The sequence below is a fragment of the Paenarthrobacter sp. NPDC089307 genome, from assembly GCF_040685055.1.
GTDB lineage: Bacteria > Actinomycetota > Actinomycetes > Actinomycetales > Micrococcaceae > Arthrobacter.
Genome location: NZ_JBFBHE010000009.1, coordinates 81,523 through 104,097 on the forward strand (window position 1 = coordinate 81,523; position 22,575 = coordinate 104,097).

Annotated in this window: 25 protein-coding genes; 10 read left to right on the top strand and 15 right to left on the bottom strand. The window is 64.2% G+C overall.

Annotation, left to right across the window (positions count from 1 at the left end; all coding sequences use genetic code 11):
- Positions 1-198: 198 nt before the first annotated feature.
- The 5 genes from AB0N72_RS19960 to disA all read left to right on the top strand — a co-directional run bounded on the left by AB0N72_RS19960 (position 199) and on the right by disA (position 5,470).
- Positions 199-1,326 carry an FUSC family protein gene (locus tag AB0N72_RS19960; protein WP_363934695.1) on the top strand — a complete coding sequence of 376 codons (1,128 nt, stop codon included), beginning with the start codon at positions 199-201 and terminating at the stop codon, positions 1,324-1,326.
- 54 nt (positions 1,327-1,380) lie between these two features.
- Positions 1,381-2,106 carry a phosphatase PAP2 family protein gene (locus AB0N72_RS19965; RefSeq protein WP_363934693.1) on the top strand — a complete coding sequence of 242 codons (726 nt, stop codon included), beginning with the start codon at positions 1,381-1,383 and terminating at the stop codon, positions 2,104-2,106.
- 10 nt (positions 2,107-2,116) lie between these two features.
- On the top strand, positions 2,117-3,490 hold the full coding sequence (gene radA / locus AB0N72_RS19970) for a DNA repair protein RadA (RefSeq protein ID WP_144653216.1): 1,374 nt from the start codon (positions 2,117-2,119) through the stop codon (positions 3,488-3,490).
- Positions 3,491-3,544: 54 nt separating this feature from the next.
- On the top strand, positions 3,545-4,168 hold the full coding sequence (locus AB0N72_RS19975; protein WP_363934691.1) for a Pr6Pr family membrane protein: 624 nt from the start codon (positions 3,545-3,547) through the stop codon (positions 4,166-4,168).
- Positions 4,169-4,393: 225 nt separating this feature from the next.
- On the top strand, positions 4,394-5,470 hold the full coding sequence (disA, locus tag AB0N72_RS19980; RefSeq protein WP_363934689.1) for a DNA integrity scanning diadenylate cyclase DisA: 1,077 nt from the start codon (positions 4,394-4,396) through the stop codon (positions 5,468-5,470).
- Positions 5,471-5,518: 48 nt separating this feature from the next.
- Here the strand turns inward: disA and AB0N72_RS19985 are convergent, their stop codons facing one another.
- Positions 5,519-6,214: a hypothetical protein gene (locus tag AB0N72_RS19985; RefSeq protein WP_363934688.1), complete on the bottom strand. Its 696-nt coding sequence runs from the start codon at positions 6,212-6,214 to the stop codon at positions 5,519-5,521.
- Positions 6,215-6,338: 124 nt separating this feature from the next.
- Between AB0N72_RS19985 and AB0N72_RS19990 the strand changes: the two genes are divergently transcribed.
- The 3 genes from AB0N72_RS19990 to AB0N72_RS20000 all read left to right on the top strand — a co-directional run bounded on the left by AB0N72_RS19990 (position 6,339) and on the right by AB0N72_RS20000 (position 9,313).
- Entirely contained in the window at positions 6,339-7,289 is a 951-nt protein-coding gene (locus AB0N72_RS19990; protein ID WP_363934686.1) for an A/G-specific adenine glycosylase, read from the top strand.
- Positions 7,290-7,320: 31 nt separating this feature from the next.
- The gene (locus AB0N72_RS19995) at positions 7,321-7,803 is read left to right on the top strand and encodes a hypothetical protein (protein WP_363934684.1); all 483 of its coding nucleotides are present in this window, start codon (positions 7,321-7,323) and stop codon (positions 7,801-7,803) included.
- Positions 7,804-7,957: 154 nt separating this feature from the next.
- Positions 7,958-9,313 carry a cation:dicarboxylase symporter family transporter gene (locus AB0N72_RS20000; RefSeq protein ID WP_363934683.1) on the top strand — a complete coding sequence of 452 codons (1,356 nt, stop codon included), beginning with the start codon at positions 7,958-7,960 and terminating at the stop codon, positions 9,311-9,313.
- Positions 9,314-9,355: 42 nt separating this feature from the next.
- Here AB0N72_RS20000 and AB0N72_RS20005 read toward each other — a convergent pair whose 3' ends face one another.
- The 3 genes from AB0N72_RS20005 to AB0N72_RS20015 all read right to left on the bottom strand — a co-directional run bounded on the left by AB0N72_RS20005 (position 9,356) and on the right by AB0N72_RS20015 (position 11,080).
- Entirely contained in the window at positions 9,356-9,928 is a 573-nt protein-coding gene (locus AB0N72_RS20005; protein WP_363934682.1) for a nitroreductase family protein, read from the bottom strand.
- A complete protein-coding gene (locus AB0N72_RS20010; RefSeq protein ID WP_363934680.1) occupies positions 9,925-10,857 on the bottom strand; it encodes a helix-turn-helix domain-containing protein in 933 nt (310 codons plus the stop codon). The genes AB0N72_RS20005 and AB0N72_RS20010 overlap by 4 nt, the downstream gene beginning before the upstream one ends.
- Before the next feature lie 73 nt (positions 10,858-10,930).
- Complete coding sequence (locus AB0N72_RS20015; RefSeq protein ID WP_363934678.1) at positions 10,931-11,080, bottom strand: hypothetical protein; 150 nt, start codon at positions 11,078-11,080, stop codon at positions 10,931-10,933.
- A 164-nt stretch (positions 11,081-11,244) separates the two neighbouring features.
- Here AB0N72_RS20015 and AB0N72_RS20020 point away from each other — a divergent pair, with 164 nt between their 5' ends.
- Positions 11,245-11,757 (top strand): VOC family protein, encoded by a 513-nt coding sequence (locus AB0N72_RS20020; protein WP_363934677.1) that lies wholly within the window; start codon positions 11,245-11,247, stop codon positions 11,755-11,757.
- Between the two features lie 42 nt (positions 11,758-11,799).
- On the opposite strand, the gene AB0N72_RS20025 is transcribed toward AB0N72_RS20020, so the two are convergent.
- From AB0N72_RS20025 to AB0N72_RS20065, 9 genes are all read right to left on the bottom strand, one after another.
- Entirely contained in the window at positions 11,800-12,159 is a 360-nt protein-coding gene (locus AB0N72_RS20025; RefSeq protein WP_363934675.1) for a VOC family protein, read from the bottom strand.
- A 2-nt stretch (positions 12,160-12,161) separates the two neighbouring features.
- Positions 12,162-12,422 (bottom strand): DUF4235 domain-containing protein, encoded by a 261-nt coding sequence (locus AB0N72_RS20030; protein ID WP_363934673.1) that lies wholly within the window; start codon positions 12,420-12,422, stop codon positions 12,162-12,164.
- Positions 12,423-12,525: 103 nt separating this feature from the next.
- Positions 12,526-12,702: a CsbD family protein gene (locus AB0N72_RS20035; protein WP_018780110.1), complete on the bottom strand. Its 177-nt coding sequence runs from the start codon at positions 12,700-12,702 to the stop codon at positions 12,526-12,528.
- Between the two features lie 89 nt (positions 12,703-12,791).
- The gene (gene dhaM / locus AB0N72_RS20040; protein ID WP_363934670.1) at positions 12,792-13,490 is read right to left on the bottom strand and encodes a dihydroxyacetone kinase phosphoryl donor subunit DhaM; all 699 of its coding nucleotides are present in this window, start codon (positions 13,488-13,490) and stop codon (positions 12,792-12,794) included.
- Entirely contained in the window at positions 13,487-14,149 is a 663-nt protein-coding gene (dhaL, locus tag AB0N72_RS20045) for a dihydroxyacetone kinase subunit DhaL (protein ID WP_363934830.1), read from the bottom strand. The genes dhaM and dhaL overlap by 4 nt, the downstream gene beginning before the upstream one ends.
- Positions 14,150-14,151: 2 nt before the next feature.
- A complete protein-coding gene (dhaK, locus tag AB0N72_RS20050) occupies positions 14,152-15,153 on the bottom strand; it encodes a dihydroxyacetone kinase subunit DhaK (RefSeq protein WP_363934668.1) in 1,002 nt (333 codons plus the stop codon).
- Between the two features lie 146 nt (positions 15,154-15,299).
- Positions 15,300-15,488 (bottom strand): hypothetical protein, encoded by a 189-nt coding sequence (locus AB0N72_RS20055; protein ID WP_363934666.1) that lies wholly within the window; start codon positions 15,486-15,488, stop codon positions 15,300-15,302.
- Between the two features lie 14 nt (positions 15,489-15,502).
- Entirely contained in the window at positions 15,503-16,891 is a 1,389-nt protein-coding gene (locus AB0N72_RS20060) for an FAD-binding oxidoreductase (protein WP_363934665.1), read from the bottom strand.
- A gap of 218 nt (positions 16,892-17,109) precedes the next feature.
- Positions 17,110-17,619: an amino-acid N-acetyltransferase gene (locus AB0N72_RS20065; RefSeq protein WP_363934663.1), complete on the bottom strand. Its 510-nt coding sequence runs from the start codon at positions 17,617-17,619 to the stop codon at positions 17,110-17,112.
- Positions 17,620-17,769: 150 nt separating this feature from the next.
- On the opposite strand from AB0N72_RS20065, the gene AB0N72_RS20070 reads away from it, so the two are divergent.
- Entirely contained in the window at positions 17,770-19,008 is a 1,239-nt protein-coding gene (locus tag AB0N72_RS20070) for a Fic family protein (protein WP_363934661.1), read from the top strand.
- A gap of 21 nt (positions 19,009-19,029) precedes the next feature.
- Here the strand turns inward: AB0N72_RS20070 and AB0N72_RS20075 are convergent, their stop codons facing one another.
- Both AB0N72_RS20075 and AB0N72_RS20080 read right to left on the bottom strand, forming a co-directional pair.
- Complete coding sequence (locus tag AB0N72_RS20075; RefSeq protein ID WP_363934659.1) at positions 19,030-21,132, bottom strand: S9 family peptidase; 2,103 nt, start codon at positions 21,130-21,132, stop codon at positions 19,030-19,032.
- Between the two features lie 65 nt (positions 21,133-21,197).
- Positions 21,198-22,424 (bottom strand): glycosyltransferase, encoded by a 1,227-nt coding sequence (locus tag AB0N72_RS20080; RefSeq protein ID WP_363934658.1) that lies wholly within the window; start codon positions 22,422-22,424, stop codon positions 21,198-21,200.
- Positions 22,425-22,575 lie beyond the last annotated feature (151 nt).

Genomic DNA, 22,575 nt, shown 5'->3' on the forward strand with positions numbered 1-22,575 from the left:
CGGCGTGCGCGAGCTGTGGACCGTTTTGTTCCCTTACTGAAGGTAAGGAGCGCAGGTAACGGGATCGGCGGTGGCAGGTGAACGGAAGATGAACGACGGCGGACCATTGGGTTATGTGGCGCGTGCCACCTTGAGTGGCACCCGGGTTGGGCTCGTCGTTCTTCGGTTGAACGCGGCCGGGCAAATAGACTGAAGGGCATGGCTGACGCTAAGGGACTGAACGCAAGCAAGAGGTTCCTGCGTGCAAGGGTCCGGACCGGCCTGGTCCGCAGCCGGAATTCGTTGACCCCGGCCATCCAGATGACCGTGTGCGCTGTAGGCGCCTACGCCTTCGCCGAGTACGTCCTTGGCCACCAAGGCCCACTGTTTGCGGCAACTTCTTCCTTGATCGCCCTCGGCTTCTCCCGCGACCCGCGCCTGCGCCGGGTGATTGAGGTTGGCTTGGGCTGCACACTGGGCATCGTTGTTGGTGATCTGCTGCTTCACTGGCTGGGCGCCGGGATCTGGCAGGCCGCCGTCGTGCTTCTTTTCTCCATCCTGCTGGCCAGGTTCCTGGACAGCGGCACGATTTTTACCACCCAACTGGGGTTGCAGTCGTTGCTTGTGGTGCTGCTGTCGGCGCCGGCTGGCGGTCCGTTCACCAGGAGCCTGGACGCCGTGGTTGGTGGTGTTTTCGCGCTGCTGGTGACCATCCTGGTGCCGAAGGATCCGCGGAGGGAACCCCGCAAGGATGTCCAAAAGATCCTGCACGAACTCGCCGAGGTATTGCGCGAGTGTGCCAAAGCCATGATCGAAAGTGATTCCACAACTGCCTGGCATGCCCTCATCCGGGGCAGGAATTGCCAGCCCTTGGTGGACCGCATGCGGCAGACCTTGCGGGCGTCCGGGGAGGTGGCCACGCTGGCCCCCGCGCATCGCAGGCATCGCGATGAACTGGCCAGCCTGGAGCACTCGCTGGAGTACATCGACCTCGCGCTCCGTAACAGCCGGGTGTTCGCGCGCCGCCTGACCAGCGCCATCAACCACGCCGCCTTGTCCGACGAAGCGATAGACAGCATCTCGGAGGTGCTGCAGGAAACCGCGGCGGCAATTGACGAGATGACCATTGGGCTGTCCGAACAGAGCGAAGGCACGCGCAGGGTCCACCTGAGGCGCGCCCGGAACGACCTCTCTGATATCGCAGCGCGGCTGCATCCCAAGATCCTGGATGTCCAGAGGCTTGAAGGCGAAACCGTTGTGATGCTTTTCCGGCCGCTCATGGTGGACCTGCTCGAGGCCAGCGGCATGGAACCGGAGGAAGCCCGGGCGGTACTTCCAGCCCTGTAACGCCCCCCGGGCCGCTCCCAGCGGGGTCACATATGCAGTGTGGATAATGGGTCGATGCTTTCCGTCCCCTCCACACGGTTGTCCCTGCGCGCCAAACCGGCCCCTGCCCTTCGCTTACGGCAAAGGGTGCTGTTCCTCTGGGCGGCCGCCCTGTTTGTGGCCGGGGACGTGATCTTCTGGTTGATGTTCGCGGCCGTTTTGTCCTCAAGCGGCCTGGCCACGCTCGACGGCGCTGTCCACTCGTTCATGGTGGATTCACGCAGCGCCGTGCCCACCGGCCTCCTGGCCGGCGTCTCGGCGATCACCTCCCCAACCGTCATGTCGGTGGTTGGCGGGCTGGTAGCCATGGTCTGGGCCGTGTGGAAGAAGGAACTGTGGCGTCCGGCCGTCCTGATCGGTGCCATGGGGCTCTCCGTGGTGCTCGCGGCTGTAATCAAGTTCGAAGTTTCGAGGTCGCGGCCGCCGTCCGCGGACTTCCTCCTGGGTCCCGACGACGCCCTCTCCTTCCCGTCCGGCCACACGCTGGGGGCAGCGGTTTTCGCTTCGGTCCTCGCCTATTTGCTGGTGTCCCGTGCGGGAAAACGGACGACGACGGTACTTGCCTATGCAGGCGCCGCGGTGCTGGCGTTGCTGGTCGCCTACAGCCGGCTCTACCTGGGATATCACTGGCTCACCGACGTGGTGGCGTCGATCGGCGTGGCGCTCGGTGTGCTTGGCTTGGCGGTGTTTGTTGACGCGGTTCGCTACGGCCGCGCTAATCCTGTCAGTCCCCCCGACTAATCTGGAACCCATGGCTTCAAAGACCTCCCGCGCATCCAAGACCCCCGCCTACAAGTGCGCCGAATGCGGCTGGACAGCCATCAAGTGGGTGGGCCGCTGCGGCGAGTGCCAGGCTTGGGGAACCGTTGAGGAATACGGCGCCACTGTTGCACGCACGACGGCGGCCGCCACCGTTTTGGAACCCGCCCGGCGTATCGCGGAGGTGGATGGGACAACAGCGGCATTCCTGCCCACGGGCGTGGACGAGCTGGACCGTGTCCTTGGAGGAGGACTGGTACCGGGTGCCGTCATCCTGCTGGCTGGGGAACCCGGCGTCGGAAAATCCACCCTGCTGTTGGACGTCGCAGCCAAGTTTGCCCGCACCGGCCAGGACGTCCTGTACATCACGGGAGAAGAGTCGGCGGCGCAGGTGAAGCTGCGCGCCGAACGGATCGACGCCGTCGCCCATACGCTCTATTTGTCGGCAGAGACTGATCTGGGCCAGGCGCTGGGACAAGTGGAGAAGCTTGAGCCCAAACTCCTCATCGTGGACTCCGTCCAAACGTTGAGCAGCGCCGACGTCGAGGGCAGTGCAGGCGGTGTTTCGCAGGTCCGCGAGGTTGCGGCTTCCATCATTGCCGCAGCCAAGAGGCGGAACATGACAACGCTGCTGGTGGGCCACGTGACCAAGGAGGGCACCATCGCCGGGCCGCGCTTGCTGGAGCACCTGGTGGACGTCGTGTGCCAGTTTGAGGGCGAGCGCCACTCGCGCCTCCGCCTGCTCAGGGCCGTCAAGAACCGTTATGGCGCCACTGACGACGTCGGGTGTTTCGATCTCAACGAGGCAGGCATCGAGGGACTGGCCGACCCCAGTGGGCTGTTCGTTTCCCGCACCCGGGAGCCGGTCTCGGGGACCTGCATCACGGTCACCATGGAGGGCCGCCGTCCCCTGCTCGCCGAGGTCCAATCGCTCCTTGCGGAGAGCCCCAATTCCCAACCACGCCGCGCTACCAGCGGCTTGGAGAGTTCCCGCGTGGCCATGCTGTTGGCAGTCCTGCAGCAGCGTGCCGGCTGCATGCTGCACAAGGATGACTCCTACGTGGCAACGGTGGGCGGGGTGAAACTTACCGAACCCGCCACAGATCTCGCCGTCGCACTGGCGGTTGCTTCCGCCAAGTCCCGCAAGGCACTCCCCCAGCGGCTGATAGCTTTCGGTGAAGTGGGCCTGGCCGGTGAGGTCCGGCCGGTTCCCGGGATCAACCAGCGCATCCAGGAAGCCCACCGGCTGGGCTTCACGCACGCGATCGTTCCGGCCAGCCCTGCCGGAGCGGGGGTCATTCCGGACGGCTTCTCCGTCCGGGAGGTTGGCCATCTGGCTGAAGCGCTTGAACTGCTGATCACTTAACACTTTCGGGGTGTTGGGCGCGCGCCTGTGTTGACCATCGGCAAGGATTGGCCCATGACCAAGAGAAATCTTCTTATCGGGGGACGCTTCTTCTTCGGCCTTTTGACGCTGGTAGCAGTCGGGACGCAGATGGCGGTCCACGTGGGGTTGAATTACGACGTCTGGAATTTCTTCAGCTACTTCACCAATCTCTCCAATATCTTCGCCGCCATAGTGTTGCTCATCAGTGGTTACAGGGTCCTGATCGGCAAGCGCCCCAGCGAGGCCGACGACGTCACCCGCGGCACTGCCACGATTGCCATGGCGATTGTGGGCATTGTCTTCGGCCTCCTGCTAACCGGGCAGGACCTGGGCTCCATGGTTCCCTGGGTCAACATCGTGGTGCACTACGTGATCCCGGTGGTGATGGTGGCGGATTGGCTCTTCCAGCCGCCGCGGACCCGCCTGGAGCCCAGGCACCTTTGGTACTGGCTGATCTACCCCGTTTTCTATCTGGTCTACAGCCTCGTCCGGGGCGCCTTCGCTAACTGGTACCCCTACTGGTTCATCGACCCGGCGCGCGCAGGTGGTTGGGGCGGTGTGGTGGTGTTCGCCTTGGCAATCGCTGTTGGCTTCCTTCTGGTGAGCCTGGCGATGATGTGGTTGGGGAACAAGTTGAAGCGCAACGTGGATTACTGACCTGCGATTCACAAAGTGCAGCTGCCGGGCATCCTGCAAATCCCACCTTCGGAGCACCTCGGAACATAACGAAATGACCCACTTTGGGGCTTGCTGGTGCGGTTAACGGTGCAATGAAGCCCTATTATTGAGCTTGGCGTCACATGGCCATTTTTCGGATGCGCCAGCTGATGCCGGATTCAGCATGTCTGTGAGCCGTGGCTTGCACCTTTGAAGGGAAACCCTATGGCCCGGAGCCCGGAAGAATCGCTCAAGGCGACTCTGGCCAGAGTCGCACCCGGAACTCCGTTGCGCGACGGTTTGGAGCGCATTCTCCGCGGACGCACCGGCGCACTGATTGTGCTGGGTTACGACCGCACCATCGATTCAATTTGCTCGGGTGGCTTCGATATCGGCATCGACTTCTCCCCCACGCGACTGCGCGAACTGGCCAAGATGGACGGGGCCATCATTTGCGACAAGGACGCCAGCAACATTGTCCGCGCCGCCGTCCAACTGGTCCCGGACTCCAGCATCGAAACCCAGGAATCGGGCACCCGGCACCGCACCGCGGAGCGCGTGGCCATCCAAACGGGTGTCCCCGTCATTTCGGTGAGCCAGTCAATGCAGATCATCGCGTTGTATGTGAACGGCCTGCGCCACGTCCTTGAAGGATCCGAGAAAGTCCTGGCCCGCGCCAACCAGGCTCTGGCGACGCTGGAACGCTACAGCGCAAGGCTGGACCAGGTCACCAGCTCGCTTTCGGCCTTGGAAATCGAGGCCCTGGTGACAGTCAGGGATGTTGCTGTCACTTTGCAACGCCAGGAAATGGTCCGCCGCATCTCCGAAGAAATCGCCCAGTACGTGCTTGAACTCGGCGAAGACGGCCGCCTGTTGTCCTTGCAGGTGGAGGAACTCACGGTCGGGCGCGGACCGGGGAGCGAAGTCATCATCCGCGACTACTCGGATCCCAATGCCACTCCCGAGGACATCGAGGAAGCGGTCCAGGCCCTCCTCAACCTCGGACCGACGGAACTGATCGACCTCGGTCGGATCGCCCACATCATCGGATTCGCTGGCGGCGTGGAGCAGTTGGACGCAGTGGTCCAGCCCCGCGGCTACCGCCTGCTGTCCGGCCTCAAGTCCGTGCCCAAGGCAGTAGCCGATCGCCTGGTGGACTACTTCGGTGGGCTGCAGAACCTCATGGCAGCCACCATCGATGACCTCATGACCGTGGACGGCATCGGTGACCAGCGTGCCCGCACCGTGCGTGAAGGGTTGAGCCGCATGGCCGAGGCCAGCCTGCTGGACCGGTTCCTCTAAGCCGCCTGCCGCCGTCGGGCGTTATCCGCGGACGATGCTTTCGGGCCCCTAGTTCAGCTGGAAGACGGCCTTAGGGCTCGCCTTGTTCCCCAACCGGGCCTCGAACGTGTAATAGGCGCCGCCGGCGCCGGGTTTGGCGTTGATCACGCCGCAGCCTTCCAAGGACCTGTTGCGTTCCCACGGGAAGTTGGCGGTTTCGCTCTTGCCGGGCTGGATGGTCTTGACCAGGTCCACGCCGCCGGTCTGGCAGTCCTTGGAAGAGAAGATCCGGTCCGAGCCGCTCATCACCAGGTATTCCATTTGCGACGTGCCCACATTGACCTCACACGGGGCTGCATTGCCGTTGGTGATGGTCATGGTCAGCAGCGGCTTTTCATCGGGACCGTAGGCAGGCTTGTCGGTTTTTGCTGCGACGGTCATCAAGTTGAAGTCGCAAACGGGGGTTGGCGAGGCCGACGGCGACGGCGATGCTGACGGCACGCTCCCCTGGGTGGGCGCTTGCGCAGCTTGGGAGGTGGGCACAGCTTCAGGCTCAGGATTTCCGGCGAACATGCCGGTCAGGGCCACCACGCCGGCAACCACCAGGACGATCACCAGCAGCAGGCCACCAAAAACGACCTGTCGCCGACGGCGGTACACGGCTGGGCTGGGCCGCCTCGCTTTGGTTGCGGATGAGCCGCGGGCAGCACCCTTCGCCGGCGCTTTTGAGCGCGCGGTCGACTGTTGCTTACCGTTGGTGGCCATGCTTCTAGGCTAGGCTCGTGGCCGTCGGGGCACCTAACCTACACGCCGCAGGAGGCCAATCCCGGCCTGTGTGACGTCTGACATGGGCAGCTGCAACCCGTAATTCCACTAGAGTTGAGGCAGTATGACTGTCCCCGATTCCGATGAGCTTGCCCGGCTCCACGACGCCCTGGACCGCTGGTTCGCCGAGACAGCCCGGGACCTTCCGTGGCGCCGGCCGGCCTGCAGCCCGTGGGGCATCCTGGTCAGCGAAATAATGCTCCAGCAGACCCCCGTTGTTCGCGTACTTCCGGTGTGGCTAGACTGGATGCAACGCTGGCCCACTCCGGCCCACCTCGCTGCGGAACCATCCGGGGAAGCAGTCCGCCATTGGGGCCGCCTGGGTTATCCGCGCCGCGCCCTGCGACTGCACGCAGCCGCCGTCGCCATTTGCGTTCAGCACGATGGCAACGTTCCCGACACGTATCCCGAGCTCCTTGGGCTTCCCGGCGTGGGCAGCTACACAGCTGCCGCCGTCGCCGCTTTTGCCTTCGGCCGCCGGGAAACCGTGGTGGACACCAACATCCGGCGCGTCCACGCGCGCCTGGTTTCCGGGCACGCCTTGCCTGCGCCGGCCCTCACTGCGGCTGAAATGCGGCTCGCCGATGCCCTTCTCCCAGAGGATAAGGGCCTCTCCGTTCGCTGGAACGCCTCTGTCATGGAGCTCGGCGCCTTGGTCTGCACGGCCCGGAATCCCAAGTGCGCTGACTGCCCGGTCCGCTCCAGCTGCGCCTGGCTGGCGGCTGGCGAGCCGCCGCCGTCGTACACCCCCAAGGGGCAGTCCTGGCACGGCACCGACCGCCAGGTCCGCGGTGCCGTGATGGCAGTCCTGCGCGAGGCAGCCCATCCTGTTCCGCGCGAGATGTTTGAGCGGGCGCCCGCAGATCTGGGGTTCGCGGCGTCGGGCATCGGAGTTCCGCTGGCCGCCCTGCACCGGCTCAACTCAGCGCCGGAGCAACTTGAGCGTGCGCTGGATGGCCTGTTGGCTGACGGCCTGGCGGAACTGCACGACGACGGGTTGCGGCTTCCTGCCTAGCGGCACGGGGGTTGCCGTCCTACGCTGAAGCATGGGCAGAATCGGGGTGGCCTTGACCCTTTCGGGCGCTGCGGCGCTGCTTTCCGGCTGCGTCTTTGAACCCGTTGCGTGCCCGGCTGTCGGGCAGGTGGCGGGAGTGTCTGTGACCGTCGCGGCCGACTACGCCAACCAGGTTGGCTCGTTGCGGCTGAAAGCCTGCCAGTACGATGCCTGCACCGAAAAGAACGTCATGCTGAATCCCGGGGCAGTGACCGCGGACGAAAGCTGCACACCGGATGGGGTGTGCTCGGCAAGGTCGTCTCCTGATGGAACCCTCCAGGGCTTCCTTGAGCTGCCGGCAATCAGCGAGTCTCCGCTCGAGGTGACGGTGACCGGCACCTCGCCGTCCGGCGTCGTGCTTCCCGTCCGCACCGTGGAGTTCACGCCCCAAGGCCGATACCCCTTCGGCGAGCAGTGTGGGCGGTTTATTTCGGCTGGCGTATTGCTGGATGCTACGGGGTTGCGGCAGCGGTGATCCTCAATCTATTACTTCCACATTGTGGAAACTTCATTCCGATATTAAACACAGCCGGACCTTGGAATTAGCATTCCGGAAACAACCCTTCCATAGCGTCTTGTGTGACCCCGGGCCGTGACCCTGCACGGCCATCGCACAGATAGGCGCCATTTTGAAGATCCCAACATCCGGCTCCCCCGTGAGCCAAGCGGCGAAGAAGCCTTTGTACAAGTCCTTGTTCTTCCAGATCCTGCTGGCGGTCGTGTTGGGGATCGCCATAGGTTACCTCTGGCCTGACCTTGGATCCGCTCTTCGCCCACTTGGCGATGGCTTCATCCAGCTCATCAAGATGATCATCGCCCCGCTGATCTTCCTGGTCATCGTTACGGGAATCTCGGCAGTGGGAGACGTAAAGGCCGTAGGCCGGGTAGGCGTGAAGGCCCTGGTCTACTTCACCGCCGCCACCCTCTTCGCGTTGGCCTTTGGCCTTGTGGTGGCCAACATCGTGCAGCCGGGCGCGGGCCTGAACATCGATCCCGCCACGTTGAGCGCGGACGCCGTGAACGCCAAGACCACCACCGCACCGCCCAAGGATGCGGGACAATTCCTGCTGGGCATCATCCCCACCAGCGTGGTGGGGGCTTTCGCCTCAAACTCATTGCTTCAGGTCCTGTGCTTCGCCGTCTTCTTTGGAGCGGCCATCGTGGTGGTGGGCCGCGAGAAGTGCAAGCCCGTCATTGATGTCATGGAGACGACCCTGGAGCTTTTCTTCAAGATCATGGCGTGGGTCATGCGGGTGGCCCCGGTGGGTGCTTTCGGTGCCATGGCCTTCATCATCGGCCAGTACGGCCTCAGTTCGCTCAGCACTTATGCCCTCCTGATCGCGGCATGTTACGGCTCCGCGCTGGTCTTCATCGCCCTGTTGTTCGTCGTGGCCTGGGTTTATCCTCGTGTCCCGCTGTGGAAGTTCATCAAGTACTCCCGCGAGGAGTTCCTTCTGGCCTTGGGCACGGCCTCCACGGAATCCGTGCTTCCCCGCATCATGACCAAGCTGACCAACGCGGGCTGCTCCCGGGCAACCACGGGACTGGTGGTTCCTACCGGATACTCCTTCAACCTCGACGGCGCAGCGCTCTACCTGTCCATCTCCCTGCTTTTCCTCGCCCAGGCCTTCGGCCACAACCTGGACCTCGGGCAGCAGCTGGCTGCACTCGGGGTACTGATGCTGACATCCAAGGGCATGGCCGGCGTGCCTGGGTCAGCTTTCCTTGCCTTGTCCGCGACGGCGGGCGCCTTGGGCATCTTCCCCGTTGCCGGCGTGGCCCTCCTGCTGGGAGCTGATCGGTTGATGGACTCCATGCGTGTTGTGGTCAATCTGCTCGGCAACTGCGTCGCCACCTTCGTGGTTGCCAAGTGGGAAGGACAGTTCGACAGGCAGGCCATGCTGGAGGCATTTGAGGGCAGGGTTCCGGCCGTGTCCCCCGCAACGGTTCCGGCCGGGTCCGCGGCAACGGTTCCGGCGTCCTGACGGAGAAGCGGAACGGGCGGCGCCGCGTCCACTCATGATCAGTTAAGCGCGTGCCCAGGTAATTTCGCTTCTGCTGGCACGGTCCCTGCTTGTGCCGGGCGAGGTGACGTCACCAGCCGCATGGGCAGCGACGCCGAACGCCGTCATCGACGTGACTTCCCAGTGCGGCGGTACCGCGAACTCCGCGGCTACCGCTGCGCGGTCGAAGGCGCGGAATTGGTGCGCATCCAACCCAATCGACAGCCCCTGGATGGTCATGTGCGCTACTGCCTGGCCGAGGTCGTATCGAGAGAATTCCGAATACTCCCAGTCGTTGGTGTCCTCAACGAGCACATGGGCAACGTTTACAACTAGTAGCGACGCTGACGGAGCCCATACCAATGAACTCCGGGCCAGATGCCGCACGATCCGTGAATGCACCCCGTCTCCACGTAGGCCCGCAATAAACATCCAAGGTTGGGAGTTTCCAGCCGAAGGTGCCTTGCGTGCGGCATCGAGCAGTGTGTCGAGCTGTGCCGATGTGGCCGTCGCCGCCGGATCAAACCGGACGGGGCTGAACCGGCTCAGCAAGGCGGGATGGACCTCTGGATGGGAAGGCACTTCACAGACCGTCATGCATACAGTCTGTGGCATCCCTTGCCCGAACAAATCCTTCGACACCGGCATCGATGCTGAAGGGGAACTGCCACCGCCGATCTGCCGACCCCTACACCTGTCCAGTCATCGGGGCATCGGGGGGTCCGCTCCCCCGCTGTCCTCCGGTACATACTCGGCGTGAACCCCAGGTACCTCCGGAAGTCGTTGCTCAGGTGCGCATGGTCTGCATAGCCAAGTTCGACGGCGATCGCGGCCAGGTCCGCTGATGGATCGGACCGGGCGCGCTCCGCAGCATCCTGCAGTCTTCGACGCCGGATCAGCGCCGATGGGCTGAGTCCCACGTACTTCTTCGCGACCCGCTGCAGGGTCCTCGGTGAGACCGCCAAACGACGCGCCACGTCCTCGATCAGGAGTACGTCCGGTTCGGAAGCAATGACGTCCACCATACGGTTTGCGAGCAGCGCTTCCTCGGATGGGACAACTTCCAGGGAAGCCAACCACCCAACGTAGGCGCCCACTGCGCGCTCACGGCGGGAGCCGCCGTCGGGCGTTTCTTCATCGGGAGGCGCATCCATGGCCGCCGAGACGGCGGCGTGAAGTTTCTCCAACGGCAACGCTGTTTCCTGGTCGCGCAGGGCACCGGGGTCGTCGGTGAAGAGCGGCACGGCGGCGGGGCGGAGCAGGGCGCCCACTGCCCAACCCTTGCCGGTGAGGTCGCGGTGCGCGGCCCGGGTTGTGGGGCCGGAGAACTCGACGGCGTCGCCCTGGACCACCAGATTGGAGGCTGGGTAGGCGATCACGTGCTGACGGGACGACCGGCCCGGCTCGATATCCCATTCCGGGAGCCAAAACCACTGGACCAGGTGGGCAACGGCGTCGGGGGCCGCAAAGCGATGGAAGGTGGGCAACCGCGCCGGATAAAGGATGCCCTTGAAGGAGCTCTCCACCAGGACCCCCTTCCGCGTGCCGGTGTCAGCGACGAATATACCCCTCCCGCGCAATGGGCACACGCTGCAGCTGTCAGCCTTGAAGTTCTTCCGTGGCCCATCCGATGAGCTTCAGCTCGAAAGCAGGGGGCCTCAACGCTTCATGCACGTAGGCATCCAGCTCCAGGAGGCCGGCGCTTCCGCCTTCGGCCCAATAGCTCATCCACAACCGTTCAATCGTCACGGTGTCCCGCCGGAGAAGATTCCGAGCTGATCGCCGTGGGTCCTTCATCACCGTTGTCCCTTCATTCCGCGCGTGTATTTGGTCGGTGCCGGGTGTACCCCGGGGATGGAAGCTGTCGCAAATCTGCAAGCGTCACGGCACCCGGGGCGCGTAGCGTCATAGCCATGACGGATACAGCAAACACAGAATCAACCACTGCCGCCCACGGCCAGCACACCACCCATGGCGTACCCAACGGCCTGACCAGCCTCACGCCGTTCCTCGCCGTGCCCAACGCGAAGGAAGCCATCATGTTCTACCGCGACGTCTTCGGTGCCCGCGTCGTGGGCGAGACCGAGATGGGAGGCGTGGTGGTCCATGCTGAGTTGGACTTCGGAAACGGCCACCTTCAGCTCGGGGAGCCAAACCCCGGCTATCACCTGGTTCCGGCACCGGACGGCGAGGACGATTGCTACTCCATGGGGCTCTACTGCGCCGACGCGGACAGTTTGGTCCAGAAGGCAGAGCAAGCCGGAGCAACCGTCCGCGAGCCTCTGACCACATTCGTTTCAGGTGACCGGTACGCCAGCATCCGCGATCCCTTCGGCGTTCGCTGGTCCATCATGACGCGCGTAGAAGACCTTTCCGAGGAGGAGAGCAACCGCCGGGTGGAGGAATGGGCCGCCCAGCAGGGCTAGCGGCCAGCAGCTGGCTGGCCCAGCAGCTAGCTGGCCCAGCGGCTAGCTAAGGCAGAGGCAGAACGGGTGTCCGGCCGGGTCAAGAAGTACCCGGAATGTTTCACCCGGCTGGTGGTCAGCCTTGGTCGCACCGAGGGACAGTGCGACTTCCTCGCCCTTGTCCAGGTCCTCCACCACCATGTCCAGATGCATCTGCTGCGGGATGGTCTGCCCGGGCCACACGGGGGCCTGGTACACATCCACCTGCTGGAACGAGATGCAGTTGCTGCCGTCGCTGGGGCGGATGTCGAACCAATCGCCCTTGTCCTCTACTTCCCAGCCAAAAAGCTCGCTGTAGAAGCCGGCCAAGGCGGCAGCGTCGGGACAATCGATGACAACACTCGGGAATTTAGCTATAGCCATGGTTAAACCTCGTCTGCGGTCTCTTTCATGCGGGCCAGGGCGCTCTTGGTGCCCCGTTGGGTAAGGACGTGAACCACTGCGCCAACGCCGGCAGACACAATGGCGAACACCAGGACACCTGGCAAGGAGTCGTTGAGGTCAGTGCCGTCCTTGGGCGCTGGCTTGCCGGTCTTCTTCTCCCAAAGGCCCTCCAGCGTCTTGTTGGCGATCGCTCCAGCGCCCAGGCTCACGGCGAGTCCAAGCAGCTTTACCACTATGTTCACGAAAGTCCTCCATCAATCAGCGCACCGCCGGAGCGGCGCTTCGCACAAGAAGTTCATAAAACAAGACAGGGCCGCTGCAACCGCAGCGGCCCTGTCCACATTCCTAGTCCTTCTTGAATGCGTCTTTCACCTTTTCGCCAGCGCCCTTGAGGTCTGCTTTGACCTGGTCGCCCTTGCCTTCAGCTTCGAGGCCTTTGTCGTCGGTCAGCTTGCCGGCAGCTTCCTTGGCCTTGCCGCCAAGCTTCTCGCCTGCATTCTCCATCTTGTCGTCAGCACCCATGTCGCACCTCTTTCGTCGTAGGAACCTTGTACCTCTACAACATCACTAATCAGTGTACTTAGCAATATTTGGACGAAAATCGCTGAAAACTAGAGCTCTCCGAAGCCCTCCTTCACCAGCCGCCCCACGTATTCAACCGCTTTGGAGGCGTCCTTGCCGCGGGCTTCCACGTGGAGGCTGGACCCCTGCCCTGCAGCGAGCGCCATCAGCGCCATGATGGACATGCCGTCGACGCCGTTCACCGTCACCTCGGCGTCCAGCCCGGATAGGCCGCCGGCGATCTTCGCCGCGGGCCGCGCGTGGATACCCATGGGGTTGATCAGTTCGAAGTCGCCGCTCGCATCGGGCTCATCCTGGCCGTACGCTTCGGGCAGGTCAGCGCGTCGGGCCGGTTCAGGCACGGCGCCGAAGCTGACAGCCTCGGCCGCCTTGCGCACATCGTCGACGCCGGCACCTCCTTGCGCGGCGACTGCAGCAGCCACGAGCCCCTCCACCAAGGGTGCATCCGCCAGCTGCACGGCGTCGGGATTGCTGGCAAATTCCACCGCCGACTCAGCCGTCATCACCGCCGAACCCAAGTCGGTCAAGACCACCACACCGTCACCACCGGAATCCACCAACGACTGCTCGACGGCGGCCAGCACCTTCTCCAGGCTGGTCCCGATCCGCTCGTCGTCAGTGCCCCCGGCGGCGACGAGTTCGACGTCGGGCGCCATCTGTGCGGCGAGTTCAACAGCTCCTTCAGCGATCTTGCTGCTGTGCGAAACAACTACGATCCCAACCGTCATCCGGCGTCTGCTCCCGTCCGGCCGGGAGAGCCGGCCGCTGCGTCAGCAGCCGCCCGCAAGAGCAGCGCGGTTGACGCCGCCCCCGGATCACGATGGCCGGCGCTACGCTCCCCCAAGTAGCTGGCCCGGCCCTTGCGCGCCACCAACGGATCCGTCGCCTTGGCCCCTGCCTCGGCAGCTTGCGCAGCAGCTTCCAGCACGGCCGAGGGCTCCGCGCCGCCCTGCGCCGCCTTCACGGCAGCCTCCACCGCAGGAGTCCAGGCATCGATCATTGTCTTGTCGCCGAGCTCAGCCTTGCCGCGCGCCACCACGCCATCCCGTGCAGCGGTGAGGGCTGCCGCGAGCGCGTCCGCGTCGACGTCGGCGGTATCCCCCAACGATGTTGCCGCCCTCAGGTAGGCCGTTCCGTACAGGGGACCGGCAGCGCCGCCTACTTTGGACATGAGCGCCATGGCGGCGGCCTTCAACGCAGCACCAGGAGTTTCGGGCGGAGTTTCAGCGAGCTTCTGCAGCACTGCCTGGAATCCGCGGTCCATGTTCTCGCCATGGTCGGAGTCGCCGATGGCACGGTCCAGCTCAATGAGCTCCACCCTGTGCTCGGCCATCGCCTCGGCCGACAACCTCAACCAGTCCTGTGCCCACGTGGTGCCCAGGCCCATGCTCAGGCCCCCCATCGCAGGGCTGCTGTGTGGACGGGAGCATCCCAAAGCCTGGTCATCTCTTCGTCCAGGCGCAGCACGGATACTGAACAGCCCTGCATTTCCAGGGACGTCACATAGTTGCCCACCAGCGAGCGCTCCACCGTGACGCCCCGCTCGGCGAGGACCTGCGCAGCCCTCCGGTAGACGATGTACAGCTCGCTTTGCGGGGTCCCGCCCATGCCATTGACGAACAACAGCACCTTCTCGCCCGAAGCCAGGCCGAGGTCCTCCAGCACGGGATCAAGCAGCCGGTCCGTGATGGCATCCGCGCTTTCCATGGCAATCCTGTGCCGGCCAGGCTCTCCGTGGATGCCGATGCCGATTTCGATTTCGTCATCGGCCAGCTCAAAGCTCGGTGTTCCCGCGTGTGGCACTGTGCAACCGGACAGGGCCACACCCATGGTCCGCACGTTGGCCACTACCCGTTCGGCGACGGCGGTGACGGCGTCAAGGTCGTCTCCGCGCTGCGCCGAGGCACCGGCAATCTTCTCCACCAGGACAGTTCCGCCAACCCCGCGGCGCCCGGCCGTGTACAGCGAGTCCTCCACCGCGACGTCGTCGTTGACCAGCACTGAACGGACGCGCACGCCTTCGGCCTGCGCCATTTCGGCTGCGGTTTCAAAGTTCAGGACGTCACCGGTGTAGTTCTTCACGATATGCACGACGCCGGCGCCTGAGTCGACCGCGACGGTGGCCGGAATGATCTGGTCCGGGGTTGGTGAGGTGAAGACTGCGCCGGGGACAGCGGCGTCGAGCATGCCGAGCCCGACAAAACCTGCGTGCAACGGTTCGTGGCCGCTGCCGCCACCGGAAACGAGGGCAACTTTGCCCTCAACCGGGGCGCCTTTGCGGACGACGTATTTGGGCTCGGGGTGGACGTCCACGATGTCGGCATGCGCCATGCCGAATCCTTCAACGGACTCGTCCACCACTGCCCGCGGATCATTGATGAGCTTTTTCATTGGATGCTCCTGGCGTGCTGTGGCTGGTGCTCTGACCCTACTACCGGCGGCCGGGACCCCGGTAGGTCTTCCAGTGCTGGAAGGGCACTTAAATAGCGGCAGGGACAGCCCTTCTGACCGTCCCTGCCGTGTGGATTTTCGGGCCGCTACTCCTCGCCGGGAGGCGCCGTCACTTCGCCCGTCTCCTGGCTCGGCCGGAACTCCGGCCAGAACGCCGAGTAGAGGTCCGGATCGGAATGCCTGTCCCCCGCCCAGGAGGCGTCATGCGGCCACGCACCGTAGGGAAGGTCGATCTGGAAAGCGGAGAAATCCGGGAACGTGACCCTATGGTCCATTGTCCGCATCCCCTTCAGCTGTTCAGCACGGCGTCGCCGCCTGCAGTGGCAACGTCTTCCAGCAGGACGGCCTGGTCGATGACCGGCAACCCAACGACGTGCCCAAAGCTGAACATGTTGTGCGGATCCACTTCGGCCTTGGCCTTGCGGAGGCGCTCACGGATACTTGGGCCCCACGGCCGTTCCCTGTCCTCAGCGTCCACGAAGTGTCCATGGAGGTTAACGAATGTCCCGCCATTGGAGGCGTCGCGCAGGTCTTCGCGAACGGCGTCGAACACTGACGGAAGCAGCTCCGCCACCGGCGGGACCATCATGCCGGCCATGAAGAAGCTAAAGGCGGCATCGCGCGCCCCGACACTGTCTTCACCATCGGCACAGGCGGCCAAAGCCCCGCCCAGGAGCCTGATTTCGGCCATGAGCACAGGGCTGGGTACCCCGGGTCCAAAGTGCCGGAGGATGGCGGCCTTGGCGTCCTCATCGAGCCGGTCCAGGAGGAAACCGCGCTCCCGCACGGGCACGGGCTGCTCCGGATCCTGGTGGACCATGTCCAGCTGGGTGGAGTCCAGGGGCCCGGTTCCGTCCATCATGAATGGGGCGCTCCGGCGCATCGGTTCAAGCAGCTGCGTGGCAACGGCCGCATCGCCTTGGTAGGCGTAGCGCAGGTGAACTACGAACTTGCCGCGAAGCGGCTCGGGAACGATGTCCATGTCCGGCAACCGCAGGAAAGCCAACGACGCCGATGCCTCCTTGGGCAGCTCCGGCACCCATTCGCTGAACTTCTCCAGGACCGCGGGGGCGTGCTCGCCGTCATAGTACAGGCCGCCGGCAAAGAGGTCTGAGCTTGGGAACAAGTGGAATTCCATGGCAGTGACAATGCCCAGGTTTCCCTTGCCGCCGCGCAGGAGGTAGAACAGCTCAGAGTCCTCGTCCTTGGTCACTCGGCGTTGCGTTCCGTCCGCGGTGACGAGCTCAAAGGCGATGACGTGATCCGAGGCGAAACCGTACTTGCGGCCCAGGATGGGCAGCCCGCCGCCCAGCGTGTAACCCACCACGCCGACGTCGGTTGTGGAACCGCAGAGCCCCATCAAACCGAAGGTTGCGGCGTGATCCACCACCGCCCGCCATCGGACACCTGCGCCTACGCGTGCCGTCTTCTCGACGGGATCGATGCTCAGTTCGAGCATCCGACGGGTACTGATGAGCAGGCCACCTTCAATGGCGTTGGTGGCGCCGTGTCCGGTGGACTGAACGGAAACGGGCATTTTGCGTTCTGCAGCCCAACGGACCGCTGCCGCAACGTCCTCTGCGTCGAGGGCGCCGAAGGCGAGGTCCGGCTGGTGCTGTGTGGACAAATTGAAGGCCGCTACTTCTGCGGCGAAACCGGGATCGGTAGGCGTGAACACTGGACCGCGAACACTGAGTTGGAGTTCTGAAACATCTGAAAAGGACGCGTGGGACTGCATGATCTTCTCTCACATTGACCGAGTAGTGGAAGCTTCCCCAGCAAGCCTTGATCAGTTTATCCATCAACTTTAGATAAGAGAAGAGGTTTTAAATCACCCATAATCGGGCAAGGAAAATTACACGTCCAACAGACGTGGAGGGAGTGCGCCGGTGCGGCCTAGAGCTGCTTGATCATGCGGGTGTTGCCCAGGGTGTTGGGCTTTACCCGGGCCAGGTCCAGGAACTCCGCCACGCCTTCATCATGCGAGCGCAGGAGTTCTGAATACACCTGTGGGTCCACCGCCGATTGGTCGGCCATGACCTCAAAGCCGTGGCGCTTGAAGAATTCCACTTCGAAGGTCAGGCAGAAGACGCGGCTGACTCCAAGGGCTTTGGCTTCTTCCAGCAGGTTCTCCACCAGGACATGACCCACGCCGCGGCCACGCCACGAGTCGGCGGCCGCCAGTGTGCGGATTTCGGCCAGGTCCTCCCACATCACGTGCAGGGCGCCGCAACCAATGACCTCGCCGTCGCTGGACTCGGCAATCCGGAATTCCTGGAGGCTCTCGTAGTAGGCCACTGTTTCCTTGGCCATGAGGATCCGCTCTTCAGCCAAGGGCGCCACGAGCCTCTTGATAGCCGCCACGTCACTGGTGCGGGCAGGGCGAAGGCTGAAGGTCGAATTCACTCCCCCATCCTAACGAGATGCGCGGGGGTGACCCCTTCATGAACGCAAGCGTGGGCCCCACACGGCAGTAACCAACATCTATGGGGCTAAGTGTTGAAACGTGCGTCTTATACCAACACTTAATATCTTAAGTGTTGGTATGGTGGGACCATGTCCGCATTTCCGCAACCGCGCCTTGCAGTTGATCCGGTCTCGTTTGAGACCTTCGACTGGAAGCCTCGCGTGCCCGGGATGTACTCACGCGCAGAGGTCGAGCGTCAGACCGGCCCTTACCAAGCCGCCGTTACGGCGAATATCGCGCACTGGACACCCGAAGTTTCCGGCGAAGATGCCGCCGACGTCGAAGACGCGACTCGTCAGCTCGTGAACTTCGACAAGCACGCCCAGCAGACGCTGGGTACGGACAACCCCGCGCTTGGTCCGATGACGGCAATCCTCTTGCGCACGGAGTCGGCATCCAGTTCGCAGATTGAGCAGCTGACAACATCGGCGAAACAGCTTGCCCTCGCCGAGATCGACGCCGGCCACAAGACCAACGCGCTAACCGTCGTCGGAAACGTCCGGGCCATGGAGGCGGCCCTCCAGCTGGCCGACAACATCAGTGAAGACTCCATCCTTGCGATGCACAAGGCCTTGATGCTCCACCAGCCTGGATTCGACCCGGTCGGGGCCGGTCGCTTCCGGGATGAGCAAGTGTGGATCGGCCCCGGCCAGGCCGGACCTCGAACCGCCGAATTCGTGGCCCCGCACCATGACCGCATTCACGGCGCGGTTACGGACTTGGTTGAGTTCATCCGCCGCCAGGACGTCTCTGTGCTCGTTCAGGTGGCCGTCAGCCACGCGCAGTTCGAAACTATCCACCCGTTCCCTGATGGAAACGGCAGAACCGGGCGGGCACTGGCTCAGTCGATTCTCCGCAACAAGGGCCTCGTCGGCTCCACAGCCGTACCGATCTCGGCCGGCCTTCTGGTCGACACAGCACACTACTTCTCTGCACTCGGGTCATTCCGGGAAGGGGACGCCGGACCCATTGTCCGCGGGTTCGCGGGGGCAGCCCGGATCGCCGCAACTACCGGATCACGGCTCGTCGACGACCTTGCAGCCCAGCTCGAAGAGTCCCGCGCGAAGTTGGCAGGCCTACGGGCCGACGCGGCGGCCTGGCGGGTCCTGCCGGCACTTATTGGCCAGCCCGCGGTCAACACGAAGTTCCTCATGACCGAACTCGGTCTCGGAGAGATGGCAGCACTTCGTGCGCTGGATGCGCTTAGCAGTCGTGGAGTGCTCGCTGAGACCTCAGGCCACGGCCGCAAGCGCGTCTGGCAGCACCACGGGGTTCTTGAAGTCCTCGACTCCTACGCCGCCAACATCCGGCGGATGTCGGGAGGCTGATCACTCAGCCTCCCGAGCTGCCTAGACGCCCAACTCCTCTGGCAGCGCGACGTCCTCACCCAGCACCTGCTTGGCCAGGAAGTGCTCAACCACTCCGTACCAGACCTTTGCGTGCTGCGGTTGAAGCACCCAGTGGTTTTCGTCCGGGAAGTACAGGAAGCGGTGGGGGCTCTGGCCGTTGTCATCGGCAGGCAACTGCGATGAGGACAGGAGCTCGTACCAAAGGCGCAGGCCCTCGCCAATCGGCACCCTGTAGTCCTTGTCGCCGTGGATCACCAACATGGGCGTCTTGATATTGCCCACGTTCAGGTGCGGGGAGTTGGCCATGGCCATCTCAACGGTCATTTCCTTCAGCCAATATTGGGCCGCATCCGTGGTGGGCCCAAATTGGTCCAGCGCCCACAAGCTCGCATGGGTGACGATCGCCTTGAAGCGGTCCGTTTGTCCGGCGACCCAGTTGGCCATGTAGCCACCGAACGAGCCACCCATGGCAGCAGTGCGCGTCTGGTCAATATCCGGCCGGCCCCCCACTGCATCCGTGATGGCCATCAGGTCCGTGAATGGCCTGCGTCCCCATTCGCCCCACCCGCGCTGGATGAATTCCTGGCCGTAACCCGTGGACAGGGCGGGATCCGGCAGCAGCACAGCGTAGCCCTTGGCCACCAACAGCCAAGGGTTCCAGCGCCAGGTCCAGGCATTCCACGAACCCAAGGGTCCACCGTGGATCCACAGCAAGAGCGGGGCGGGGTTCCCGGCTGAGGCGCCCTCCGGAAGGGCGAGGTAGGCAGGGACGCGAGCACCGTCGTCGGCCTTAGTCTCCACGCGCTCAAGGCGGCCCTTGTATTCGGGCCGTTCCGCCGGCGCCGGAAGCCGGACCACCTCACCGCTGGCGAGGTCGATCCGCACCGCTTCGGGCGGGAACTCGTAGGAGCTGCGCAGCGCATACGCCGTGGTTCCGTCCGGGGAAACCACGACGTCGGTATACGCCGCGCCGTCCTTCGTCACCTGCGTCACGCCGCCGTCAGCGACGTCGATCCGGAAAACCGGCGACGCGCCGTCGTCGTCCGCTTTGGCGAGGATGGCAGAGCCGTCCGGGAGCCAAGCGAGCGCGGTCGCCCAGCGGTCCCAGTGGTGGGCCAACGGTTCAAGGTCCGTGGTCTCTCCGCCCGCCGCGTTCAGCAGGTGCAGTTTCACCTGTGGCGCCTGGGTGGGAGTGGTGTCGCTCTCGCTTTCCACCACCAGGGTGCGGTTGTCCGGGCTGACTGGACCGGGGAAATAGCTCATTCCCTCGTGGTCCAGCAGCACTTTGACCGCGCCGGTGGCGGTATCGATGGCGGCCAGGACCTCGCGGCTGTCCGCCTTCGCCAAGGGTTTGGCCATGCTGGTGTAGATGGTCTTGCCGTCAGGGCTCACCACGGTTTTCGCTTCCCGCAGCGCACCGCCGACGCCGGGCGTCAGGTTCCGGAGCTGGAGCGGCGCGGTGGCATCCACCGTTGAAGGCTTGCCGGGTTCCTTGTCCTCCCCCGGTTCCACTGCAAAGATCCGCGGTTCGGCGGGCCCAAGGTCGGCGTCCCAGTACCGGACGGGGTAGCCGCTGTGCAGGATGGCGGAGACTTTGTTGTCCTTGCGTGCCTTCCTGCGTTCCTCGTCATTCCCTTCATCGGTGGAGCCGGCCAGGACCTCGGCGTTGATGAATGTTGCGTCTGCATTCTTCGCGGTCATGACCAAACTGATGCCGCCCGCACGCGAATGGATCACACGGGCTTCTCCGCCGTCGGCGGGAAGCAGCCACAGCGCGTTGACGGGGTCCGCGTCCGGGCTCTCCGGGTCAGGGCGGGCGGAGGTGAAGTAGAGGTCGCCGTTCGCAGCGAAGACGGCGCCGGCTTCGCCCTTGGAGCTGCGCGTGATGCGGCGGGCGTGGTTGCGACCGGCAGGATCGAGTTCCCACAGGGCAGTGGCGAATTCGGTCCCCTTGGCGTTCAGCGTGGTAACTGTAGTGACCAGCCGCTGGCCATCGGGGCTGAGGGTGAGGCCACCAATCCGCGGGATGGACAGGTAGTGGTCCAGATCGTGGAAGGGGGTTTCGGGCTGGGCGTCCTTGGCGTGGGTGTCAGCAGAGTCCATGCTCTGATTCAACACTGAATGTGCTCCGCATCACAGGTGCGTTCACTTACAGTGAAACAGTACTTTCACATATTGCCTTGTTGAGGCAGCTTCCGCAGCACCTCCACTACGGCGGCTGTCCCGTCCTCGGCGGCGATCGCGGTCGCGATTGCCTTGGATCTCAGGCGGTACGACGGCGTGGTGACGGCTTCCGCGATGGCCTCGCCGAGGCGCACGGGAGTGAGCTTCCTGTGCGGAAGCGGTCGAGGGCCGGCGCCCAGGGCGGCAACCCGCGAGGCCCACAAGGGTTGATCGGTGTACACCGGAACGGCCACCGCAGGCACGCCCGCCCGGAAGCCGGCCGCCGTCGTCCCTGCGCCCGCGTGATGAACCACCGCAGCCATGCGGGGGAACAGCCACTCGTGCGGCACATCCCCGACGCCAACCGCATCGTCGCCAAACGCACCCTCCGCGCCCTGGATTACGGCCCGGACACCCGCGCGGCGCGTGGCCTCGAGAATGATGCCCGAATCAACGTCGGAACTGCTCCCGAACCCGACAAACACCGGGGGCGGCCCAGCTTCCAGGAAGTCCACCAGGTCCACGGGCGGATGCCAGTCATGTTTAGCTGCGGGCCACCAGTATCCGGCCATGACCAGGCCGTCGTGCCAATCAGCCGGCCTCGGGAGAACCGTAGGGCTGATGCCATGAAGGATGGTCGCCCTGGCCTTCCGCCTGCGACGCTCTGCGGCAGCACGGCTTTGCTTGCCCAGACCCAGTTCCTTGCGAAGGCGCGCGCTGGGTCCGTCGTAAGGGGCAGGTCCGCTGGCGGCGCGCTCCCCAATGATCCTGTTGCCCCATGCGCCCAGGCTTCGGGCCGAGTTCATGATCACCGGCGGGTAGGCCGAACTCGGTTCCGTGGGCTGCAGATGGGCGCCGATGACAGGGATGCCAAATGCCTCCCCGACGTCGTAGGCGTAGGGCGACACAGAGTTGGCCAGGACCACGTCAGCGCCCGCCTCAACGGCCGCGAGCGTACCCCTGGCCGCGTTGTCCATGTACTCGCCAAGCTGCCGCCAAAACGCAACCAGGCTTCCGGACGTTGCCTTCGCTCCCGGGGCCGGCCTTTTGATGAGCTGCGCCAGGTCGCCCTGAAGCGGCCGGAATTCGCACCCGGATCCCACGACAAGTGGCGAGTACGCAGGGTTGGCAGCGATCGCTACCTCGTAACCCAGATCCTGCAAGCGGCTGCCCAACCCGGCCATGGGCGCGACGTCCCCCCGCGTACCGGGAGCCACCATCAAAACGCGCATTCGTCCCTCCCCCGCTGGAGTTTTTGTACAGATAACGCCCTTATCAAGCCACCTTAACGTCATTAGGTGTACAAAAACTCCAGCGGGGGGTGGGAAGGAAAAGGAAAGCCCCGCCCAGTCCTTTCGGAATGAGCGGGGCTTCAGCTGTTCG